The 16,901-nt window shown below is 49.4% G+C and carries 17 protein-coding genes; 8 read left to right on the forward strand and 9 right to left on the reverse strand.

Annotated features, from left to right (window positions below; genetic code table 11):
* Positions 1-33: 33 nt before the first annotated feature.
* Genes R7V76_RS02370 through R7V76_RS02380 form a run of 3 tightly spaced genes read right to left on the reverse strand, consistent with a single transcriptional unit; the run spans position 34 to position 2,713 of the window.
* A complete protein-coding gene (locus tag R7V76_RS02370) occupies positions 34-1,155 on the reverse strand; it encodes a DUF418 domain-containing protein (RefSeq protein WP_318091138.1) in 1,122 nt (373 codons plus the stop codon).
* Between the two features lie 55 nt (positions 1,156-1,210).
* Positions 1,211-2,254, reverse strand: a complete 1,044-nt coding sequence (locus tag R7V76_RS02375; protein WP_012371341.1) for a glycosyltransferase family 4 protein — start codon at positions 2,252-2,254, stop codon at positions 1,211-1,213.
* Positions 2,255-2,311: 57 nt separating this feature from the next.
* Positions 2,312-2,713 carry a Rok-like winged helix domain-containing protein gene (locus R7V76_RS02380; protein ID WP_012371342.1) on the reverse strand — a complete coding sequence of 134 codons (402 nt, stop codon included), beginning with the start codon at positions 2,711-2,713 and terminating at the stop codon, positions 2,312-2,314.
* A gap of 319 nt (positions 2,714-3,032) precedes the next feature.
* On the opposite strand from R7V76_RS02380, the gene R7V76_RS02385 reads away from it, so the two are divergent.
* The gene (locus R7V76_RS02385) at positions 3,033-4,487 is read left to right on the forward strand and encodes an N-acetylmuramoyl-L-alanine amidase (protein WP_318091139.1); all 1,455 of its coding nucleotides are present in this window, start codon (positions 3,033-3,035) and stop codon (positions 4,485-4,487) included.
* A gap of 151 nt (positions 4,488-4,638) precedes the next feature.
* Here R7V76_RS02385 and pgmB read toward each other — a convergent pair whose 3' ends face one another.
* Complete coding sequence (pgmB, locus tag R7V76_RS02390; RefSeq protein ID WP_214849598.1) at positions 4,639-5,301, reverse strand: beta-phosphoglucomutase; 663 nt, start codon at positions 5,299-5,301, stop codon at positions 4,639-4,641.
* A 276-nt stretch (positions 5,302-5,577) separates the two neighbouring features.
* Between pgmB and secA the strand changes: the two genes are divergently transcribed.
* Positions 5,578-7,938 carry a preprotein translocase subunit SecA gene (gene secA / locus R7V76_RS02395; RefSeq protein WP_318091140.1) on the forward strand — a complete coding sequence of 787 codons (2,361 nt, stop codon included), beginning with the start codon at positions 5,578-5,580 and terminating at the stop codon, positions 7,936-7,938.
* Positions 7,922-8,680 (forward strand): SLAP domain-containing protein, encoded by a 759-nt coding sequence (locus R7V76_RS02400; protein WP_318091141.1) that lies wholly within the window; start codon positions 7,922-7,924, stop codon positions 8,678-8,680. The genes secA and R7V76_RS02400 overlap by 17 nt, the downstream gene beginning before the upstream one ends.
* Before the next feature lie 50 nt (positions 8,681-8,730).
* Here the strand turns inward: R7V76_RS02400 and R7V76_RS02405 are convergent, their stop codons facing one another.
* Together R7V76_RS02405 and R7V76_RS02410 are read right to left on the reverse strand one after the other, a co-directional pair.
* Positions 8,731-9,063, reverse strand: coding sequence for an Asp23/Gls24 family envelope stress response protein (locus tag R7V76_RS02405; protein ID WP_234944539.1), 333 nt, complete (start codon positions 9,061-9,063; stop codon positions 8,731-8,733).
* 51 nt (positions 9,064-9,114) lie between these two features.
* A complete protein-coding gene (locus R7V76_RS02410) occupies positions 9,115-10,182 on the reverse strand; it encodes an acyltransferase family protein (protein ID WP_318091142.1) in 1,068 nt (355 codons plus the stop codon).
* A 43-nt stretch (positions 10,183-10,225) separates the two neighbouring features.
* Between R7V76_RS02410 and R7V76_RS02415 the strand changes: the two genes are divergently transcribed.
* Positions 10,226-10,966: an SGNH/GDSL hydrolase family protein gene (locus R7V76_RS02415; protein ID WP_318091143.1), complete on the forward strand. Its 741-nt coding sequence runs from the start codon at positions 10,226-10,228 to the stop codon at positions 10,964-10,966.
* Between the two features lie 362 nt (positions 10,967-11,328).
* Complete coding sequence (locus R7V76_RS02420; RefSeq protein WP_318091144.1) at positions 11,329-11,796, forward strand: hypothetical protein; 468 nt, start codon at positions 11,329-11,331, stop codon at positions 11,794-11,796.
* A gap of 64 nt (positions 11,797-11,860) precedes the next feature.
* On the opposite strand, the gene R7V76_RS02425 is transcribed toward R7V76_RS02420, so the two are convergent.
* Positions 11,861-12,460, reverse strand: a complete 600-nt coding sequence (locus R7V76_RS02425; protein ID WP_318091145.1) for an alpha/beta hydrolase — start codon at positions 12,458-12,460, stop codon at positions 11,861-11,863.
* Positions 12,457-13,401, reverse strand: coding sequence for a ring-cleaving dioxygenase (locus tag R7V76_RS02430; RefSeq protein ID WP_440137034.1), 945 nt, complete (start codon positions 13,399-13,401; stop codon positions 12,457-12,459). The genes R7V76_RS02425 and R7V76_RS02430 overlap by 4 nt, the downstream gene beginning before the upstream one ends.
* A 173-nt stretch (positions 13,402-13,574) precedes the next feature.
* Between R7V76_RS02430 and R7V76_RS02435 the strand changes: the two genes are divergently transcribed.
* From R7V76_RS02435 to R7V76_RS02445, 3 genes are all read left to right on the forward strand, one after another.
* Positions 13,575-14,468, forward strand: a complete 894-nt coding sequence (locus R7V76_RS02435; protein ID WP_318091146.1) for an ABC transporter ATP-binding protein — start codon at positions 13,575-13,577, stop codon at positions 14,466-14,468.
* A complete protein-coding gene (locus tag R7V76_RS02440; RefSeq protein WP_318091147.1) occupies positions 14,458-15,660 on the forward strand; it encodes an ABC transporter permease in 1,203 nt (400 codons plus the stop codon). The genes R7V76_RS02435 and R7V76_RS02440 overlap by 11 nt, the downstream gene beginning before the upstream one ends.
* Positions 15,661-15,726: 66 nt before the next feature.
* Entirely contained in the window at positions 15,727-16,158 is a 432-nt protein-coding gene (locus tag R7V76_RS02445) for a hypothetical protein (protein WP_290827714.1), read from the forward strand.
* A 108-nt stretch (positions 16,159-16,266) separates the two neighbouring features.
* Here R7V76_RS02445 and R7V76_RS02450 read toward each other — a convergent pair whose 3' ends face one another.
* Positions 16,267-16,896: a helix-turn-helix domain-containing protein gene (locus R7V76_RS02450; RefSeq protein ID WP_214765898.1), complete on the reverse strand. Its 630-nt coding sequence runs from the start codon at positions 16,894-16,896 to the stop codon at positions 16,267-16,269.
* Positions 16,897-16,901 lie beyond the last annotated feature (5 nt).

Genomic DNA, 16,901 nt, shown 5'->3' on the forward strand with positions numbered 1-16,901 from the left:
TATACGAAAACTTTGTAAATTTTCTGTGACCATTCAGGTGTCCCGTGATTTTTCCCGTCCATATGTGACAGTTCTCCAAAAAGTCTCGACCGGCCCTTGACGATACCGCTTTAAGTACCAGCTCGAGAAGATGACTTGTACCATCAATACAGCGATGACCAGCAACGTACCTTGCCAAAGCGGAATCGTCCCGTACCGTCCGGTCACGAACAGTACCAGTGTAAAGAGGACCGTCTGCATGAGGTAATTCGTTAACGCCATCCGTCCCAACACCTGAAATCCCCTTAACGGACGTCCTGACCGGACAAGTAAGGCAATTCCCGCCGCATACGTGACAGCAAGCGTACGACCCGACAGCCAGACGAAAAAGTAATTGGCCAATCCGTCCGGGAAACGCCCTTGATGAATCTGAACGATTGGATAGAGCAACGGCAACGACAGCAACAGACTGACACCAAACACAAGACGAATCGTCCGGGTCGCCGGCGGTCGGACCGTGAACCGTTCCATCAAGTAAGCTCCGATTAAAAACAGTGAAAGAATTTCCGGCCAGATTGCCAGGGAATTCGACAATCCGTGCGGTAATTGAACGGTCGCATGATAGGTGACGAATGCCGTGACGTCATGCGCTGCCACGACCGATTGCAGCGTCGTATCCGGGTCCGGAATCGACCGGTCGCCGACGGACTCGGCATATTGATAAATCGACAGATATCGGAAGAAGATATACAGCTGTAAGGCGAGAGCCGCCCACAGCTTCGTCGACGGTCGTGTCTGAACGAACGCAAGCAGCATCAGACCACACAGGGCATACGTCTGCAGGATATCTCCTCTCCAGAACAGCAGATGGATGAGACCGAACAGAAATAAAGCGAGTAAACGCCGGACGAAGATCCACAGTGATTTTTTCTTTACCCGTAGCCGGTTGATGAACAGAATGAAGCCGGCTCCGAATAAAACGCTGAACAACGTATAGAATTTTGTTTGGATGAACAGGTCAAACAGGAGACGCAACAGCTGATCGGTGCTCCCCATTTCGCGTGTGAAACGTTCGCCGAGAAAACTCGGCATATTAACAAAGAGGATGCCGCATAAAGCGAATCCCCGCAACACATCCAGATAGATAATTCGGTCGGCTCGTTCAATCGGATTCATTTCGACTCCCCTATCGCCAAATCAGCCGCCCAAATTCCTTTGAGCGGCTGATTAGTCATTTTGATGTCATTCGTTCCAGCAAATTCAGTAACGGTCGATAGCGCTCGCCCAGTAATCCAAGCGATTCGACTAAAATATCGAGTACGAGCAGTAACATCAGCAAGGAAACGAGTGCTCCTAGCGAAGTCGTTTGTGAAAACAGGACCGCTGTCATCCCGAAGACGGCACACAGTCCGTAAATGACGAGCACCGCCTGCCGCATCGTAAATCCAAGGTCAAGTAACCGGTGATGAAGATGGGCTTTATCCGGTGCAAACGGTGGTTTTCCCTGTAATACCCGGCGCACAATCGCAAACAGCGTATCGGAAATCGGGATGCCGAGCAGGATGACCGGCACTGCAAGTGAAAACAGGGTGACGTTCTTGAAACCAAGCAATGACAAAACACCCAACATGTATCCGAGGAATAACGCACCGGTGTCTCCCATGAAAATCTTGGCCGGATAAAAGTTGTGGAACAGAAAACCGAATGTACTCATCAATAAAAGAATTGCGACAATCGTCACGTAGACATTGCCCTGGATGACGGCCAGGCTGATCAGTGTCAGCAGGACGATACTCGAAACTCCTGCTGCCAGTCCATCCAGTCCGTCAATCAGGTTGACAGCATTCGTGATGCCGATGACCCAGAGAAACGTCAGCGGGACACTCCACCAACCGAGATACAATTGTTGATCGAACGGCAGATTGATGAACTCAATTCGGATCCCGCCGTTTAAGACGACCACGGCCGCGACGATCTGCCCCATCAGTTTCAGCCGGGCATTTAATTGAAAACGGTCATCGAGTGCGCCTGTCAAAATCACGACAAAGCCTCCGACCAGAATATGTGTCGCATACGGGCTTGAAGGTTGCAAAATAAAGTAACCGATCATAAATGCAATGTAAATCGCAAGACCGCCTAAGCGCGGCATAATTCGTACGTGTACCTTTCGTGCGTCCGGACTGTCAACGGCACCGACGGCAATCGCAAAGCGTTTTACGACGGGTGTGATCAGTAAGGCCGCGATAAAACAGACAATGGACGCCGTCCATAACATAATAACATCACGCTCCTGCGCGAATTATATCATAAAAAAAAAGAGCCGACGAGCGGCTCACATGAAGATTGGGACTTCTGCAGATGGATCATATGTATAGATGCCGCGCCCGACTTTTTTAATCGCCGGATTCGCTTGTTCCACTTTCGCCATCAGTTGATAGATGTTGCTGATTTGGTGACGGTACCGGAGTTCCAGTTCCATTTGAATGTCCCGTGCCGACATTGATTCGCGTTCACGCATCAAGTCGCTGATTTGATGGACATAAACTTCCAGTGGGTAACGTTGGTTGACACGGCGTTGCTTGAGCGGACGCTCCTGTGTCACGGCAACTTCTTTTGCCGAATCGCTTGTTCCCCGACTTAATTCTGCGATTAAATATTCAGCGCGCCGTTGCAAACGACGGTATTCCTCTTCAATTTCCATCAGTTCTCGGTAGATATGTTCACTCGATCCCATTTGTTAACCCACTTTCCTAAATTAAACATAAATATTTCAATTATGTTTCAATTGTATGTTTTTTGAAATAAAATAAGCTACAATTTGCCTCTTTAATATATAATTTTATTATATATTTAATTATTCTGTAATATTTTTCTCTCATTGGTTGTCACTTGGCTACACTTCATATTAACAGAAAGGAGATAGAACGGAACAGATAAATTATAAATTAAACTATTTTAAAAATACTTAATTGACTATATAAGCTTTTCTACGTATTCATTCTACTTAAAAGGAGACTGGAAATTTAATGGACAAATTAACTAAAATCCTCACAATGACGCTAGTACTTTTGCTTCTGGTGACCATCGCTTTTCCGTCCTCATTAGTATCGGCTGCTTCCGGCGTAACGTTTACGAAAACTAGCTATCAAACGACAGATTTACTGAATTTACGTTCGTCTGACTCGGTTTCCTCTAAAAAATTAACAACGATCCCGAAAAAAACGTCACTGACGTCCAACTACCGAATCGGTGACTGGTATCGTGTCACTCACAGCGGAAAGACCGGTTACGTACTCGGTCAATACTTAACGAAAGTCGTCAACGGGACGCCCTTTGCGGAGACGGCTTACCAGACGACGGATGCCTTATCGTTGCGTCAAGCCGCTTCGACATCTTCGGCCCGCCTTTTGACCATTCCGGTCAAAACAACGATTACGTCGAACTTCCGCGACGGCGGTTGGTACAAAGTGACGTATAACAAAAAAACCGGTTTTGTCTCCGGCGCTTATTTAAAGAAAGTGACAGCAGCATCGACAGCCTATACGACGACGGAACGGCTGAACTTCCGGACTGCACCGACAACCTCGGGCAAGCTGTTGATGACGATTCCGAGCAATCAAGTCGTCCAGTCCTTATCCGTCAGCTCCAACTGGCATAAAATCAGTTACGGCGGAAAAACCGGATACGTCATGGGGACGTATCTAAAAAAAGGCACGGCTTCTCCAACCGTTCCGACTGCCGGAACGGCTGATTACAGCGGCAGTAAGATGTATGTCCTGATTGATGCCGGAAGTACCGTCGCCTTACGGGCATCCGCTTCCATCCTCAGTGGACAAGTGACCCGTCTCGGACGCGGTACCCCACTTCTCGTGACAAACACGTTCCATCAGACACGCGGTTTCGTCGCAGTCCAAACAGCGGACGGACGCCGGGGCTATGTCGAAGCCACTTATTTAACGCTGTTCCAACCGAGCCCGACGAATCGTCCGTTGATCGTTCTCGATCCCGGACACGGTGCTTACGATCCGGGCGCTGTCCGTGCAGGACTCGCAGAACGGGACATCGTCCTGTCTGTTGCCCGTCAAGTCGCCGGTCTGTTGGCAGGAAAAGTGGATTTGACGTTAACACGCTACACAAACGATTATTATCCGTCACTCGGCGACCGGAGTGCGATGGCAAACGCCTTGTCGACGTCGCGGTTCGTCAGCATCCATATCAATGCTTCGAATGGCACCAGTGCGTCCGGTGCGGAAAGTTACTACTATAAAGGAACAACTTCTGTTCAGCTCGCACAGGCGATTCAGCAACGGCTGACGGGTTACGCCGGCATGCGCGACCGCGGTGTCCACTTTGCCAACTATGCTGTCATTCGCGGAACGCAGGCACCGGCCGTCCTGGCGGAACTCGGTTTCCTATCGAATGCGTCGGATCGTGCGAAACTGGCAGACCCCGCTTATCAGGCACGTTATGCCCAGGCGATTGCTGACGGTATTCTCGCGACACTTTAAGTTAAAAGACTATAAAACGCTCATTCCGTCTATCGGAACGAGCGTTTTTTATATGACAAAAGGACCGCTCAGGGAAGCGGTCCTTTTGTACTCACATGAAAAGAGATTAATCAGATAAAACCATCTGCCATCAGGGAATGGCGGATGTTCATTAGCGACTAGCTAGAATCTGCTCAAGGGAAAGCAAATCCGTCGAATCGACACGATAGTCTGCCTCATGTAACGTCGTTTCCGGACCGACTCCGACAGCATACATACCCGCTGCGTGAATGGCCGTGATTCCTGCCGCTGCATCTTCTACACCGATGCAACGTTCAGGTGCGACGCCAAGCGCCTCTGCTGCCCGTAAAAACACTTCAGGGTGTGGTTTTGACTGGGCGACAGTTGCTGCATCGACGATGTCATCAAAATAGTGCCGGACTCCAAGTGCCTCAACGACAGTCAACGCATTTTTAGAGGCTGACGCCATTCCGATTTTCAGCCCAGTCGCACGGATTTCATCCAGGAATGCAATGATTCCCGGTAAAAGATCCTGTTCTGAGATATGTTGGATCAACGTGACGTAATGGTCGTTCTTTTTCGTTGCGAGCGCTTCTTTTTCCTGAGCGGTAAAAGCATCCTGCTTTCCGCCCAGTGTTAAAATCCGCTCCAGTGAATCGGTCCGACTGACGCCTTTCAGTGTTTCATTAAACTCCCGGTCGAACGGAATGTCCAACTCCTCACCCAGTTGTTTCCAAGCCAGATAATGATACTCGGCTGTATCGGTAATTACGCCGTCCAAGTCAAAAATGACCGCTTCAATCGTTGGTGCCATCCGACATCCATCCTTTCATCCATCGTACATGAAAGACAAGAAATCGAATGATTTGCGCAAACGATTGCACTTGCCTCAAGAATTATTTTACCTGTTCACCCCACCCTTTGCAAGCGTTATCAAAAAACAAATCCAAATCGTTTACCTTTCTAAAAAGAAACCGTTTTCAATTCCAAGGGAATGTTTTACTTATTTCGTTCTTTACTATTCGTTTTACAATTTTTAACTGTTATAATAAAAGCGAGTTTGACAGTCGAACCGAAGGAGTGACCAATCATGTTTCAGCGCGTTAAACAATTAATAGATGAACAAAGCCGCAGAATGCGTCGTTATGAAAAAACCGTTTTATTAATTAACAGCTTAGAAGCAGAAATGGAACAAAAAACGGATGAAGAACTACAACTTTTGACAACATCCTTAAAAAGTCGTCTGCAGGCCGGTGAGAAGATCGAGGCAATCACCGTGACTGCCTTTGCCCTTGTCCGGGAAGCCAGCAAGCGGACACTCGGTCTTCGTCATTACGATGTCCAGTTGATCGGCGGACTCGCCCTTCTGTCCGGACATATCGCCGAAATGGCGACCGGTGAAGGAAAAACACTCGTCGCGTCACTCGCGAGTTTCACCCAGGCCCTTCATGGCCAAGGGGTCCATGTCATCACAGTCAACGAATACCTCGCTCAGCGTGATGCGGAACAGATTGGTCAGATCCATCGTTTCTTAGGTTTGACAGTCGGCATCAATTCAGCAGAACTGTCATTCGAAGAAAAACAGCAGGCTTATGCCGCTGATATTACATACGGAGTCGGAACGGAATTCGGCTTCGACTATCTGCGGGACCATTTGGTCATGCGGCAGGAAGATCGTCTGCAACGCCCCCTGTGCTTCGCGTTAATCGATGAAGTCGACAGTGTTTTGATTGACGAAGCAAAAACGCCCCTCATCATGGCGGAACGGGATACGGTTCACGAAGGCTTACAACAGTTGGTCCGTCATGTCGTAAAAGACTTTACAGAAGACGCCGACTATACGTTCGATGAAGAAATCAAGGCGGTCGCCTTGACGGATCAGGGCATCGAGACGATTGAGCGGACGTTCGGCATCGATCAGCTGTTTGCAGCGGAACATGCGGTGCTGTTCCACTATGTCATCCAGGCACTGCGGGCTCATGTCGTTCTCCAACGAGACGTCGATTACATCGTCAAGGACGATAAGATTGCACTCGTCGACCTGTTCACGGGCCGGTTGATGGAAGGACGCAGTTTATCGGACGGTCTCCACCAAGCACTTGAAGCGAAGGAGCACGTCAGCGTGACCGAAGAAAACCGGACGACGGCGCAAATCACGATCCAGCATTATTTCCGTCTCTATCATCACGTGTGCGGGATGACCGGAACCGCCGCCACTTCCCGTGATGAATTTTTGAAGACGTACCGGATGGATGTCGTCTCGATTCCGCCGAACCGTCCGAAAATCCGAATCGATGAAGCAGATGTCCTGTTCTTGACGAGTCCTGAGAAATACAGTGCGATTGCGGCAGCGACCGAAACGGCTCATGCGACGGGACAACCGGTCTTGATCGGAACGACTTCCATCGAACAATCCTTAAAGGTCGCAGACGTTCTCGATCAGCGGCACATTCCTTACGAGATTCTGAACGCCAAAACGGTTGATCAGGAAATTCGGATCATCGAGTCCGCCGGTCGCCACGGCCGGGTGACGATTGCGACGAACATGGCAGGACGCGGAACGGATATCCTGCTCGATGATGCGGCGAAAGCGCAAGGCGGTCTGTTCGTCATCGGCACGGAACGTCACGAATCGGTCCGGATCGATAACCAGTTGCGCGGCCGGGCGGGACGTCAAGGAGATCCCGGTCTGACACGGTTCTACCTGTCGCTCGAGGATGAACTGCCTCGGCGGTTTGCCCGGGAACGGTTAGAGCGCGTCAAAAAGAAGCTCGGTCCCGTCACCGGTCCAATCAGTGCAAAAGAAGCTCAGCAGCTGATGGCTTATGCGCAGGAAACGTGCGAATCGGTCAACCGCAGTGTCCGTGACGATCTCGTCCAACTCGAGGAAGTCATCAGTGAACAACGTCTTGCCATCTATCGTCTCCGCAACCAAATCGTTGATTCCACGACACTCGACCAATTTGTCCAGCCGTTTGCCGCCCGGACAGTCCACGCCTATCTCGATCAGTATTTGACGGACGACCTCGTTCCGGAAGAATGGCCGATTGAATTATTGACGACGGAACTGGAACAATTGTTGCATCAACCGGTCGAACTGCCTCTGGCCGACTCGATTGAAACAATCAAACAGCAACTGGAACCGCTCATTGCTGCGGTCGACCAGCGAATGGCCTTACAGATCACCGAAGATGAAGAAACGGCGCGTCGGTTCATGTTACTGGCACTCGACGAACAGTGGACGAGTCATTTGACAGCGATGAATTCCCTCAAGGAAGGGATTCATTTACGCAGCTACGGTCAAGAACAGCCGGTCCGGATTTTCGAACGGGAAGGCATGGATTATTTCCGTTATGCGATCTTCAGTTTTGAAAAACAAGTCGTTTCCGGACTATGCCGTCTGGAAGAAACCACTCTGCAAGGAGGACTGCTTCATGCAACCGTCGATTGAAGATGAAATTCAACCCGCGCTTTACTTTACCGAGGATATGCCGATCGTTAAAGAAGACGAGTATGTTTTTCGGTACGCACTCAATCAGTTACCGAAACTCGGACCGAATCAGTTGGCCATCCATCTCTTTCAGGTGTTGCAGACAGAACCGTTGCAGCTGATTGCGTTGTTCCAAAATACACTTGAACGTTCTTTCCAGCTCAATGATCTCGTTGTCCTCGTCCTGTCAGGCGATCAGCTCGTCGCAAGGAAGACATTTACGATTGAAGAGGTACCGGTGCTACTTCCGAAAGCGACCTTACCGCTTTGGCTCGACTTTTCGGAGGAAGAGCAGTTCGTCGAGTTGTCGACGCTTGATGCTCCGCTCGAACTGGTCTTCTCAAATGAACAGTTAACGGATCTCGTCATCGATGATTCCTTTACTGCTCCGGAGCAACGCCTGATTCGTCAAATTGCTTTCTCTCACCCTGCTCCGCCGACAGACGGCTGGTCCTTGTTGCCGGTCTCAATTTTCAAACAGGAACAGATCGTCGAGTCCATTTTATTGGTCCGCAATCCGAGTGGACAAACACTCGAACTCGACTCGCTTGCGTTTGAGTTGTTGCTTGGGGATCAGGCGGTCGCCGTAACCCGGCATACCTCGGTAACCGTGTCTCCGCAAAGTGAACAAGCAATCCGCCTGCTGTTTGACTACACGGCGCATCCGAGTGATGCCTTGGCTTTACGGTACCTGCCGGAATAATTCCTTCAAAAAAAGGGGCTTCTCGTCAATGACGAAAAGCCCCTTTTGGATTATCCTTTTAATAAACCGATGACACGAACGTTGACCGCTTTCGGCTGGAATGCCAACATGTTTTCCATGTCTTGGGCAATCCGTTCCTGTACTTTTCCTGCTGTCTTGATGATCGACATCCCGTATTTGATATGAACCGAAAGACTGACCGTAATGGCACCGTCCTCGTCTTCGACCTTCACGAGCTTAACCATCTGTTTTTCCTGTAACTTCGAATCGTCCTGAGTAAAGGCAATTCCTTCTGTTTCCTGAACCGCTACCCCGGCAATCACTTCAATAACTTGTTGAGAAACGTTGACGACACCATCCGCATTGTTTAAGTTATACGACATACTTTCCACGCCCTTCATCTATTAATCGCTCTACTTTAAAGTGTATAGCATTTAACCTTTTTTTGAAAGGTCTTGTCGTTCTTCGACGATCGGACGAATATCGATTTCGATCAACGGACGCATCAGACGGACAATCAGCGGATGAATGATGACGCCGACAATTAACAAGGCGACACCGATGACAATCAGCAGGGCGAGCCAGGTTTGCGGTACGAAGGCTGTCGTCACGTACTGCCGCCATGCCATGACGAAGAAGACGTGCAACAGGTAGACATATAAACTGAGCTCCCCGGCCCGTGTCACGAGCGGAAGACGACGCATCGGGACGAGCATCATGAAACCAAGCGACGCGGTAATCGACAGGAAATAGATGACACTGTGCTTCAACACACCGATCCAGGCATCACTGTCATACTGTTCAACATACGGGAAACGATGCTTGAACGCATTTGCCAAGGCGACGATTTCCTGTGGTGTATCACGCCATGCTTCAAACAACAGAAAGCCGACGACGCTTGCGAAAGCCAGTCCGCCAATCAACCGGACGTTCATCCGCCGTTTAAAGCTTTTCGGCATTTCGAAAATCCGGATGAATTCGTGTTCCGACAAGTAGTTTCCGAGCAGGAAGTACGGATAGAACATGATCAATTTTCGTAAAGCCAGAAATCCGGTGTTTTCTAATTCAAAACCGTATAATAAAGCAAAAGCGAGCCCGAACCAGACATAGCCGCGCAGATGGACGACATACGGCGTGACGGTATACCAGACGACCATGACGAATAAATACCAGAGTGCCCAGTACGGCCTTAGCAGATGCGTTCCAAGATTTTGTCCGGATAACAACGGCAATCCTTCTCCAAACGTTGCCCATGAGCCAATCAGAATCTGCCAGACACAATAGACGGCAAACAGTTGAATGACACGCAAGTATTTATTTTCCCGGAAGAAGTAGCCGCTTAAAATAATGAATAATGGCATGTGAAACGAATAAATGACCAGGTATACCGTTTCGAGTAACTTTCCATCGTAATCAAACCGTAAATCCGTCAGCATGTGACCAATTACTACGAAAATGACAAGGAATCCTTTGATATTATCAAACCACGGATTTCGATTCATGTTACACTACCCCTTATACTCCCTCGAAAGGAACGATTGTTTTATGAAAAAAGCACTAGTCATTCTCTCGGTCGTCGCCAACGTCGTCCTCCTCGCGTTATTGCTCGGACGTAAACCGATCGAGTTATTCGAGCAGGCCTTTCCTGCGACGAACACACAGCCTATTTCGACATTCCAATATACGAAAAATCCGAACTACGTCCGCTTGAATAGTCTCTTCCATACTTATCAATACCCAAAATCACCGAATTCTGTCATGCTCGGTGACTCGATGACGAATTTTGGTGATTGGCGGATACTGCTCAATGATCCGACGATTGTCAATTTCGGAATTCCCGGTGATACGACGGAAGGCTTCCTGACCCGTCTCGACCTGATTGTCGAGATGAAACCAAAACGTGTTTTCCTGATGGGCGGGATCAATGACATCCGGCACTTTACCCCGATTCCGACGATTACAGAAAACATGACGACGATCGTGACGACACTGCGAAAAAATAACATTGATGTCGTCATTCAGTCAACGTTACCCGTCGCACCCAAGTACTCCGATTCGGTTCGCGTCAATCGTGACGTCGAAGCTCTGAACCGCAACCTCGAGCAGCTTGCCAAATCAGCCGGTGTTCCGTTTGTCGATTTACGGCCGGAGTTGACCAATCAGCAGGGTTATCTTCAGAACCGGATGACGTACGACGGACTCCATCTGGTCGGCGGCGGCTACCTGCGATGGAGCGATACCTTAAAACCGTTTGCGGAACGGATTCAAATTACGGAAAACAAATGAACGACAGTCAAAAAAGGAGATTCCGATTTTTACGGAATCTCCTTTTTCGACGTTTATCTACACGGTGACAGGCACCGTGTCATTAGTCTTCCTGGTTTTTGACACCCATGTACGCGGCGACGCTCGATGCTGAAAATACAGCGATTGCGACGATGCCGACTGCAATCCATACGACTTGATCCATCATTTCTCCCCCTTGTATGTAACCGTTCACTTTCTTTTTTTAGCGTACACGAAATTCGTCAAGAAAGAAACACATTTTCTATGTCTAACGACTGGACGTTTCGGGAAAAAGTAACTATAGTAGAAGGACAACTATAAATTGTCAGAAAATTCGATATTTTAACGAGGAGGTGATTCTGATGTCAACCCCAATCCTAAAACCTCGACTCCAGATGAAGCAACGAAGTATGGTCAACTTTAGTTATTGGTTCGTCATCGGTCTCATTGGATGGACGATGCTCAGTTTCGTAACCGGACTTCGCGATCGACTGGCGAGCCTCCCCATCTACGAAAGCATTCCGCTTGTGTTGGCTGTCCTCTTGACTACCGGCGCCCTGTTAAAAATGACCCGGGATGAATGGTGGATCCGGTACCTCAATCGTCAAACCCAGTTTTACATCGGTCATGAAACCGTCGTGACCTGGTGCCTCATCATCGACAGCATGTGGTTGATCCGTAAACCGATGCGCCGTGAACTCCGTCATCTCTATCGACACATCACCCGGACAAAAGCATCTCAGGAAGCCGTCGAGACGCTTGCAAACGAACTCGTCGAACGTGGTATCCTCATCGTGTATTCCCGTCCTAAGAGTGACCATCCTGCTTGAACATAAAAAAAGCATGGAATGTCAGGACATTTGCTCCCTGCATCCCATGCTTCTTTGCGTGCCGTTATTTTTGATTCAGCCAGGCAGCGGCTGCTTCAATCGTCGGCATGACGAGCTGATGACCATGGTTCGACCAGGTCACATCGACCGTCGCTCCCGCCTGTTCGAAAATCTCTTTTAAATCTTCCGTCTCTGAAGCCGGACAAATCGGATCATTGGTTCCGGCTCCGATAAAGACGCGAACTTGTGACGAATCCGGTAACGTCACGCCGCGACGCGGTACCATCGGATGCAACAAGATCGCCTGTTCAAACAATCGTTCTTCGAACATCATATTCGCCGCGATGTTCGCACCGTTTGAATAACCGACCGGAATGACGTCTTGAAGGGAAAAGCAGGACGTACGGCTTGTCTCTTTTACGAAATCCATCAGACGGGCTGTCCGCAAAGCGAGGTCCTCTTCATCAAAGACACCTTCCGCCAATCGTTTAAAGAACCGCGGCATCCCGTTTTCCGTCACTTCGCCCCGGACCGACAGATAACCGGCCTCCGGATCAAGGAGTCGAACGAGCCCGACTAAATCCTGTTCCGTGCCGCCTGTTCCGTGTAATAAAAGAAAAATCGGTGCTCCCGGTCGTTTCGCCGGTTCAAATAAATGAATCATACAAGTCTCCCCTTTGGTAGTGTAATTGGTGCGACATGTCCTTCGATCGTCGCCCGGTGTGCTTCAAACTGTTCCGGTAATTTCAGATCTTCTCCCAGCAGCTCAAACTCTTCGTCGACCGTAAATCCCGGATTGTCCGTCGCGATTTCATGCAGAATCCGTCCCCGATCGTGGAAGTAGATCGATGTAAAGTAATTCCGGTCTTTCACTTCCGTCGTCATCAAGCCGAATGCATTAAGTTGTTTCATCCAGTCCAGTTGTTCGGCCTGATCGTCGGCCCGCCACGCAATATGGTGGACTGTGCCGGCACCCGGACGACCGACCGGTACGTTCGTATGCAAAATATCAATGGTATTGCCGAACTCGCCTTCCGCTGTATAGCGGTCCATCGTCTCGGAGCGTTTCGCAATCGTTAATCCGAATGTTTCCGTCAACAGACGTGCCGTCTCGACGGGATCATGTGACAACAACGTCGCACCGGCAAAACCTTTGATCGCGACGTCCATCGATATCCCGTCGATTTCAAAACGGCTGTTCGGACCTTTGCTTCGTTCGACCAATTCAATCTGTAATCCGTGCGGATCTTGGAAGACAAGCTGCTTTTCTCCGAATCGTTCTGCTTCTTCGAACGTCACCTGCTTTTCCGTCAAACGGTTTTTCCAAAAGTCATAGCTACCTGTCGGAATGGCGTACGCCGTCGTCCCGACTTGGCCCGCTCCGACTTTCCCCTGCTGCATGCCTTCAAACGGGAAAAAAGTGATGATCGTTCCAGGTTTACCCGATTCATTGCCGAAATAAAAGTGATAGGTTCCCGGATCGTCAAAGTTGACCGTTTTCTTAACGAAACGCAGACCAAGCGTCGTACCGTAAAAATCAAGATTTTCCTGTGGATTACCGACCATTGCTGAAATGTGATGAATGCCTTTTGTTTTCATATTCATTCACGCTCCCTTCTCTTCGTTTCCTTTAACACAATAATAGTAACTTATTTACTAAAAGTAAATAATTATGCTTGAACATCTCTTTTTTGGAACCTTTCTTCCATTTCCCCGTAAGAATAAGAGATACTTCAACTGGACCATGCATTTCATTTGAATGAAGGAGGACTGATTCCATGCTTGAAATTAAAGCCATCACGAAACGATTCGGGACGTTCACAGCGGTCGACGATTTATCATTCGAAGTGCCGGAAGGACAGATTTTCGGATTACTCGGAGCGAACGGCGCCGGAAAAACAACGACGTTCCGGATGTTGCTCGGTTTATTGCAACCGACGGAAGGATCAATCACGTGGAAAGGACAACCGATTCCTTTATCGAAAATCGGTTACCTTCCTGAGGAACGCGGCTTATATCCGAAAATCCGGGTCGACGAACAATTAATCTTTTTGGCCGAGCTCCGCGACATGAAACGAAAAGATGCCAAAGCCTCTTTACTCGAATGGCTCAACTACTTCCAGATTCCGCAGTACGAAAAGATGCGGGTCGAACAATTATCAAAAGGAAATCAGCAAAAAATCCAACTGATTTCTGCCGTCCTACATAAACCCGACTTGTTGATTCTCGACGAACCGTTCAGCGGACTCGATCCCGTCAACGTCGAACAGCTGAAAAAAGCGGTTCGGAAACTGACGGCGGAAGGCACGACAATCGTCTTCTCAAGCCACCGGATGGACCATGTCGAGGAACTTTGCGAACATGTCGCCATTCTCGATCACGGGAAACCGGTCGTCGCCGGTTATCTTCCGGAAATCAAGGCAGGATACGGCAAGACGCGTGTCTTGTTAACGACCGATGCGCCTGCCCTGCTTTGGGATGGACTGCCGGGCATCCTTCAAGTCGAATCGGATGGAACCGGTCACAGTTTACAAGTCGAGTCCAAAGAAGCGGCTGACTCGCTGCTCCGTCATTTGATTACAGAAGGATTCCATGTCGAACGATTCGTTTGGGATCAATTATCCCTGCAAGACATCTTCATCGAGGAGGTTGGAAAACGTTATGAACCGTAAATTCCTGACATTGTATCGTTTCAGTCTGTTTCAAAAATTACGGGCGAAAAGTTTTCTGATCTCGACCGTCCTGATGGTCGTGTTCCTTGTCGGATTCAGCAATATCGAGCGGATCATCGACTGGTTCTCAGGAGACGATCCGAAAATCGCGGTCGTCAGCTCGCTTGAAGCTCCGATCGTTCCGGTCCTAAAAGAAGTCGGTATCAAAACAAAGATCACCGAAAAAGACTATTCCCTTAAGCAGGCACGACAAGTCGTCGACAAAGGGACGTATGACGCAGTCGCCTTGTTGTCCGACGATCCATACCGGGTGACGTTAATCAGTGCCAGTCCGGAACAGGAGTTGCAGACCCAACTGTCGACTGCTTTAAAACAAGTCCGCGACCAGACGATCATCACTGAAGCCGATGTCGATCCGGCTCTACTGGCTTCGCTTGCCGCTCCGATCGACGTGAAACAGGAATTGACCTCAACCGGCGGTAAGAGCGAGGACGAATTATTCGCTGCGTCGGCTCTCGTCTATGTGTTGCTGTTCCTGATGTACTTTACGATTGCCATTTACGGCGGCATGATCGTGACGGAAATCGCCAACGAAAAATCATCCCGTGTCATGGAGCTACTGATTTCCGCCGCCAGTCCGATTCAGCATATGTTGGCGAAAATCACGTCGATTGCTACCGTCAGTCTGATTCAATTATCGTTACTCGTCGGAGTCGGCTATTACAGTGCCCAAAGCAGCAGCCTGTTTGATCAGTTGTCGCTTGATTCCCTGAGCGTCAAAACGATTGTTTACCTGTTCGTCTTTTTCCTGCTCGGTTATCTGCTGTATGCGACGCTCCTCGCCGCACTCGGTTCACTCGTCAGCCGGGTCGAAGATGCTCAACAGGTCACTTTACCGGTCATCATGTTGATCGTAGCCGCCTTTACGGTCTCCATCTTCAGTCTGAACGCTCCGACGAACCAGGCCGTCGTCATTCTGTCATTCGTGCCGTTCTTCACCCCGATGCTGATGTTCCTACGCGTCATGCTGACGGAAGTCCCGGTCTGGCAAGTTGCGTTATCGCTCATGCTGATGGTGATCAGCATCGCAATCGCCCTGTTTGTCGGAACACGATTCTACCGCGGTGGTGTCCTCTTTTACGGATCAAATCCGCTGAAGCAATTGCGCCGTATTTTAGGCGGCCGCCAGTAGTAGTTTACAAGACGAACCGTTTCCGCTATCGTTAGGTGAGAAAAAGCCTTGAGGAGGAATTACGTTATGCGGTCTCGTTTTTGGGCAGCGATTTTATTCACAGCTGCCGCCATCGTCTCGTCCCTTGTCATGTTCACGAAATTTCCACAAGCAAGTGAGACATGGAAGCTGGTCCTCGCTTACGGCGGAGTGACATTCATCGTCAGTTTATTTTATTGGTCTTTCGTCGCTGTACGGGTCCAGTCCTCGCGTTTATTCGGAAGCTGGATCGGCGTCTTTATCGGCGGAACGACGGTTTTACTCGTTTGTGTCGCTCGTTTCCTGATTCGGGGAGACTTCATGATGATTTTAAAATGGCAGGCCATGCTCGGCAGTCTGACTTTAAACTTCGGCTATGTCGGCTGGGTGCTTGTCATCGCAAATGCCATCATCGGTTTCTTGATTGGACGGACACGACAAAAAGGACGCCGGGCTCCACGTCCTGCGCCACAGCGTTAACCGCTAAAAAAAATATCCCCGGCTTTAGCGTCGGTGTACACAAAAGAGGAAGACGGATATTTGATCCGTCTTCCTCTTTTTGTTTGGCTGAACATCGATTTCGGTCGTTCATTTGCGGTGATAACGTGTTCGGTCGATTTTTCGGCTGAACTCCGTATAACAATCGGTTGTCGTCGTCTCGGTCTCTTCCGTCAGACGGTTGAGGTATTCATCGAGTTGAAGCATCGTCGGGAGTTTGTCGGCAAACAGTTCAAACGTCTCTGTCGCGTCTTCCCGTTGCAATTCCCCCGCCTCCATGACCGCTTCCACCAGTTCGTGAAAAATTCGTTGTTCCGTCGCACTCATCGTCTGTTCAATCCGTTTGACGTCTTCGTCATACATCAAATCAAACAGACGCATCCGTTCTTCCAGCTGCTGTTCAATCATGGTTTCGTCTTGTCCCATTGTCTGTTCATACGCCAATCGCATTTCTTCAAGCGGCGTTTTTTCCTGCATGACGAATTTCAAGGACTCCCCGGTCCAGATATGCCGTGCCAGATAACTGGAATCGATATGCAGGGCTTCCGCTAAGGATTCGATATAAGCTTTCGTCGGATACACTTCGCTGAGTTCCGTCCGGCGGATGAAATAGGGAGCGACCCCGAGATTGTCCGCCAACTGGTCGATTGAGATTCCGGCGCGTTCCCGTAAGATTCGGATGCGGTCACCGTATCCCCGGTAAGGTGAATGGTCCAGCATGTTAC

Source organism: Exiguobacterium artemiae (genome assembly GCF_033342815.1).
Taxonomy (GTDB): Bacteria; Bacillota; Bacilli; order Exiguobacteriales; family Exiguobacteriaceae; genus Exiguobacterium_A; species Exiguobacterium_A artemiae_A.

What these genes read in the sequence shown, in the direction of transcription:
- R7V76_RS02370 (WP_318091138.1), bottom strand. Translation starts at nt 1,155, where the DNA reads ATGAATCCGATTGAACGAGCCGACCGAATTATCTATCTGGATGTGTTG.
- R7V76_RS02375 (WP_012371341.1), bottom strand. Translation starts at nt 2,254, where the DNA reads ATGTTATGGACGGCGTCCATTGTCTGTTTTATCGCGGCCTTACTGATC.
- R7V76_RS02380 (WP_012371342.1), bottom strand. Translation starts at nt 2,713, where the DNA reads ATGGGATCGAGTGAACATATCTACCGAGAACTGATGGAAATTGAAGAG.
- R7V76_RS02385 (WP_318091139.1), top strand. Translation starts at nt 3,033, where the DNA reads ATGACGCTAGTACTTTTGCTTCTGGTGACCATCGCTTTTCCGTCCTCA.
- pgmB (WP_214849598.1), bottom strand. Translation starts at nt 5,301, where the DNA reads ATGGCACCAACGATTGAAGCGGTCATTTTTGACTTGGACGGCGTAATT.
- secA (WP_318091140.1), top strand. Translation starts at nt 5,578, where the DNA reads ATGTTTCAGCGCGTTAAACAATTAATAGATGAACAAAGCCGCAGAATG.
- R7V76_RS02400 (WP_318091141.1), top strand. Translation starts at nt 7,922, where the DNA reads ATGCAACCGTCGATTGAAGATGAAATTCAACCCGCGCTTTACTTTACC.
- R7V76_RS02405 (WP_234944539.1), bottom strand. Translation starts at nt 9,063, where the DNA reads ATGTCGTATAACTTAAACAATGCGGATGGTGTCGTCAACGTTTCTCAA.
- R7V76_RS02410 (WP_318091142.1), bottom strand. Translation starts at nt 10,182, where the DNA reads ATGAATCGAAATCCGTGGTTTGATAATATCAAAGGATTCCTTGTCATT.
- R7V76_RS02415 (WP_318091143.1), top strand. Translation starts at nt 10,226, where the DNA reads ATGAAAAAAGCACTAGTCATTCTCTCGGTCGTCGCCAACGTCGTCCTC.
- R7V76_RS02420 (WP_318091144.1), top strand. Translation starts at nt 11,329, where the DNA reads ATGTCAACCCCAATCCTAAAACCTCGACTCCAGATGAAGCAACGAAGT.
- R7V76_RS02425 (WP_318091145.1), bottom strand. Translation starts at nt 12,460, where the DNA reads ATGATTCATTTATTTGAACCGGCGAAACGACCGGGAGCACCGATTTTT.
- R7V76_RS02430 (WP_440137034.1), bottom strand. Translation starts at nt 13,401, where the DNA reads ATGAATATGAAAACAAAAGGCATTCATCACATTTCAGCAATGGTCGGT.
- R7V76_RS02435 (WP_318091146.1), top strand. Translation starts at nt 13,575, where the DNA reads ATGCTTGAAATTAAAGCCATCACGAAACGATTCGGGACGTTCACAGCG.
- R7V76_RS02440 (WP_318091147.1), top strand. Translation starts at nt 14,458, where the DNA reads ATGAACCGTAAATTCCTGACATTGTATCGTTTCAGTCTGTTTCAAAAA.
- R7V76_RS02445 (WP_290827714.1), top strand. Translation starts at nt 15,727, where the DNA reads ATGCGGTCTCGTTTTTGGGCAGCGATTTTATTCACAGCTGCCGCCATC.
- R7V76_RS02450 (WP_214765898.1), bottom strand. Translation starts at nt 16,896, where the DNA reads ATGCTGGACCATTCACCTTACCGGGGATACGGTGACCGCATCCGAATC.